Source organism: Micromonospora sp. WMMD1082 (assembly GCF_029626175.1).
Lineage (GTDB): Bacteria > Actinomycetota > Actinomycetes > Mycobacteriales > Micromonosporaceae > Micromonospora.
Genome location: NZ_JARUBM010000002.1, coordinates 3,863,982 through 3,867,493, shown reverse-complemented (window position 1 = coordinate 3,867,493; position 3,512 = coordinate 3,863,982). Strand labels below are relative to the sequence as shown.

The 3,512-nt window shown below is 70.7% G+C and carries 4 protein-coding genes; all 4 read right to left on the bottom strand.

The genetic code is table 11. From position 1 onward, the window contains the following. Positions 1–74: 74 nt before the first annotated feature. The 4 genes from O7615_RS17875 to O7615_RS17860 are packed head-to-tail and all read right to left on the bottom strand — an operon-like array spanning position 75 to position 3,505. Positions 75–395 (bottom strand): hypothetical protein, encoded by a 321-nt coding sequence (locus O7615_RS17875; protein ID WP_278178822.1) that lies wholly within the window; start codon positions 393–395, stop codon positions 75–77. Beyond that, on the bottom strand, positions 388–825 hold the full coding sequence (locus tag O7615_RS17870; RefSeq protein ID WP_278178821.1) for a YbaB/EbfC family nucleoid-associated protein: 438 nt from the start codon (positions 823–825) through the stop codon (positions 388–390). Before O7615_RS17870 ends, O7615_RS17875 begins: the two co-directional genes overlap by 8 nt. Before the next feature lie 12 nt (positions 826–837). Continuing rightward, on the bottom strand, positions 838–3,033 hold the full coding sequence (locus O7615_RS17865; protein WP_278178819.1) for a hypothetical protein: 2,196 nt from the start codon (positions 3,031–3,033) through the stop codon (positions 838–840). 4 nt (positions 3,034–3,037) lie between these two features. After that, the gene (locus tag O7615_RS17860) at positions 3,038–3,505 is read right to left on the bottom strand and encodes a hypothetical protein (RefSeq protein ID WP_278178818.1); all 468 of its coding nucleotides are present in this window, start codon (positions 3,503–3,505) and stop codon (positions 3,038–3,040) included. Positions 3,506–3,512 lie beyond the last annotated feature (7 nt).

The window sequence follows — 3,512 nt, the reverse complement described above, 5'->3', positions numbered from 1 at the left end:
CTTGCACCACCACCAACTCAATCACTTGCCGTACGGCGACCGGGGCGGCGGGGCGTTCCGCCCCGCCGCCGGGTCTACCGGTGTGGCCCGCCGCCGACGCGCGCCTGGTCCAGCGCGGACTCCTCCTGCTTTCTGAGGACGGCATCTAGCTGGCGCACCCGCTCCTGGTCCAACGCCGGCATCTTGGCCAGCTCCGCCAGGGTCCGGCGGGCGGACTCCGCCGAGGGGTCGACCGCCTGCGCCACGGCGTTGTCGAGCTCGCCACGCCGCTCGGCGAGCACCGGCAGATTGCCCTCCAACCCACCCCGCAGCCGCGCGGCCGTGTCGGTCAGGTGCGACATGAACTGCTCGAACGGCGCGGGAAGCGTGCCGTCCTTGCTCCACAGGTCACTCATGGCGACCGCCTCCGCGTTGTCCGTTGAGGAGATCGCCGAGCCGGTCGTCGTTCATCATCCGCGCGGCGCGGGAGAACATCGCCTCCACGTCCAGGCCACCGTTGTGCGGGTCCATATCGGACAGCGCCTCGGGCAGGCTTGACCGGTACCGCTCCATCGCCTCGTTGGCCGCCTGGGTTCGCGCCGCCTCGATGGTCTCCACGATGAGATTACCCAGTTCGGCGGCGGGCATCGTGCGGTACGCGCTAATCGGGAACCTGATCGAGGTGACCGCCGCCCGACCGTTGACGGTGACCGAGATGGCCCGGTTCTTCGACGTCACGGTGGTCTCGGCCCGCTCCGATTCCGCCGCCAGCGCGGACAACGCCTCCCGCTGGCGGGAAAACTCGGCGTATGCCTGCTCGATCTGGTTGTGCAGCGGTGTGGTCATCTCTTTCCTCCCTCACGCCCGGCCACGGGTGGCCCTGGTCGTCTCGGTGCGCGTCGGCGCGTACGGCGAGCCGGGCGTAGCCGCCGGCTCCGGGCGCCGCGTCGTCGGCTCGGCGTCGGCGTCGGGCAGCGGCTCCCGGCCCAACACGGTGGAGACCACGCCCGGGTCGGTGCCCCAGACCTCCTCGTCCTCGGTGAGCCAGGTCTTGCGTTCCCGCTCTTCCTGCTTGCCGGCGTTCTGCCCGCCCATCCCGCCCATTGGGGGCATGAACGGGTAGCCGCCACCGGGCCCACCGGCGGAGCCGCCCGCCGACGTACCGGCCAGATCCCGGGCGGCGGTGTCCGCGCTCAGCTTCGCGAGATCCTGGTAGCCGCCGAGGCCGTCGGGCGCGGCGCCGATCAGGCCCCCGCCGAACGGTGTCGGGGTGAGCCCGCCGATCTGGTCGAGCGCACCATCGCCGATCGCCGAGGGTCCACCGAGGTTGCCACCGCCGCCGAGGACAGCGTCCGGACGACCGATGGTGGACCCGAGTGGACCGCCGCCGGGCAACGCGCCGCCCTCGGGCGCCTCGATCCCGCCACCGAGGAAGCCGCCGCCGCCCCCGGCGCCACCACCGGGTCGGCTGCCACCGCCGAGCCCGCCGGGGCGGATAGGCCCGGGCCCGCCCACCACCGGGCCGGTGAGACCGCCGGTTCCGCCGCCGGTGAGCGGGTCGCGCGGGCCGTCCAGCCCGCCGATCCCGGCTCCGCCGCCCGAGCGGGGTGGCGGAACGATCCCACCACCGCCGAGCGTGGGCGGAACGATCCCACCACCGCCGAGCGTGGGCGGCGCGACAGACCGCCCCCCGGGCACGGGCGGCGGGACGGCTCCACCGCCGAGGAGGGGTGGCGGAACCGCTCCGCCGCCGAGGACGGGCGGTGGGGTGACTCCCCCGCCGCCGGTTCCCGGTGGCGGGACAAGGCCGCTCAGGTCGAGCGGCGGTGGAATCGTCGGCGGCGGTAGCTCGAAGGAGAACGGTGGCGGCGGCGACGCACCACCGCCGCCCGGGTTGTTCGACGAGCCGCCCAGCCCGTCGCGGTCCGGGACCCCGGTGGGCGTCCGCAGCACGATGGTCTCCAGCCCGGAGAGCAGTTTCGGGACCACGCGCTCGGTGACGTGGTCGAGGTCGCGCTGGATGCCCTTGATCCAGCGCGCTTTGGCCAACTCGTCGACGACTCTCCAGGAGTCCTTGTACAGGATGTCGACCGTGCGGATCAGCTCCGGGTCGTCGTCACCGAGGCTGAGATTGAAGGTGACGTTCCAGTTCGCCAGCCCGAACGCCGTGCCGGCCTCGGAACTGGTCTCCCAGTTCCCGCCCAGGCTGTCCAGCACCGCCTGGTAGACGCCGCGTTCGTCAGGCCTCTCCTCCAGCGTCGGGCCCACCGTGGGATCCAGCGCCAGCCAGTGACCGTAGATGATGCGGTCCGGGCCAGCCCAGTGTGGCTTGTGATACCAGGCTCCCCGCATCTCCTGGTTGAACTCGCCGATCGCGTCGGCGCCATTGTTCAGCAGCGTGCTCCACGCGGTAGGGCTCTGGAGACTCCTGTTTGAGAGGTCGCCGTGCAGATCTGTCAGGTCCCGGTGGAGGTTCGCCAGGTTGATGTGGAACGCCTCGGCGGCCGACCCGGAGAAGCCGGATGCCTCCGTGTCGATGCCGTCCATCTGCCGCTGGACCATCGCGCTGGTGCTGTCCAGCCACCGCTCGACGAGATAGAAGCTGTTGGCGGCATTGACGAAGGACTGCCGGTCCAGCACCGGATGGTTCCCGTTGTCGAGGAGGGGCTGGACGGCCAGGTACGAGCCGTGCGACCAGTCCTGCCACTTCGGCAGGTACTCGTCGCGGTGCACCCGCACCTTGACGATGATGTTGTCGATGTCGTTGACATAGCCGGTCTGATTGCTTATCCACCGGTAGAAGTGGATGACGTCCTTCTCAGTGTTGTACATCCACGGCTTGCGGTCGTTGAAGGTACCGTTCTTCCACGCCTCGTCACGCCAGGTAGCCTCGTGCTCGATCCAGGTGATGCCGGTCACGTCGGCGCGGTCGATCGGGCCCGACTGACCGCCACCGAGGATCACGTTGACCGTCTTGTCCCAATCCCACGGCCCGCCGCCGGTGCCGGCACCCCCCGGCCCCGGCGTGTCGGTCGTCTCGTCTCCCGGAGGCACCGCGCTACCTTCCCGCTCCCTCGTCGGTGATCTCGTAGAAGGTCACGTGTTCCTGCAACGAGGCGGCCGTGACCTGGTTGAGGTCCTCCAGGTTGGCGTTCTCGGCCAGGAACGCGTCGAGATCGAACCCGTACCGGTCCAGCCGGTCGCGGAGCTTCGTCATGCGGCTGAAGACCACCGGTGCCACGTTCGCCACCGACCGGGCCACCTCAGCGCCAGCCGTGAAGTCCGCGGTGCCGGCGGCGACCCGGACCCGGTCCAGCACCGGAAGTGGCGCCGCCGGACCGAGCCGGTGGTCCGTCTCCGACACCCGGTCTTCACTCGGAGGCGGCAGCGTGGCGCCGTGCTCGTCGACGAACCGGGTGCCGTACATGACGACGTTGTCAGCGCCGATGGCCGCGTTCTTCAGCCGCACCCCCAGCCCGTTGATCATCTCGTGATTGATGACGATCGGGGTGTTCTCGCCCGGCATCGCCTGC

Bases quoted from the DNA above. Each gene is read 5' to 3' on its own strand.
- O7615_RS17860 (WP_278178818.1), bottom strand. From the start codon at position 3,505: ATGCCGGGCGAGAACACCCCGATCGTCATCAATCACGAGATGATCAAC.
- O7615_RS17875 (WP_278178822.1), bottom strand. From the start codon at position 395: ATGAGTGACCTGTGGAGCAAGGACGGCACGCTTCCCGCGCCGTTCGAG.
- O7615_RS17870 (WP_278178821.1), bottom strand. From the start codon at position 825: ATGACCACACCGCTGCACAACCAGATCGAGCAGGCATACGCCGAGTTT.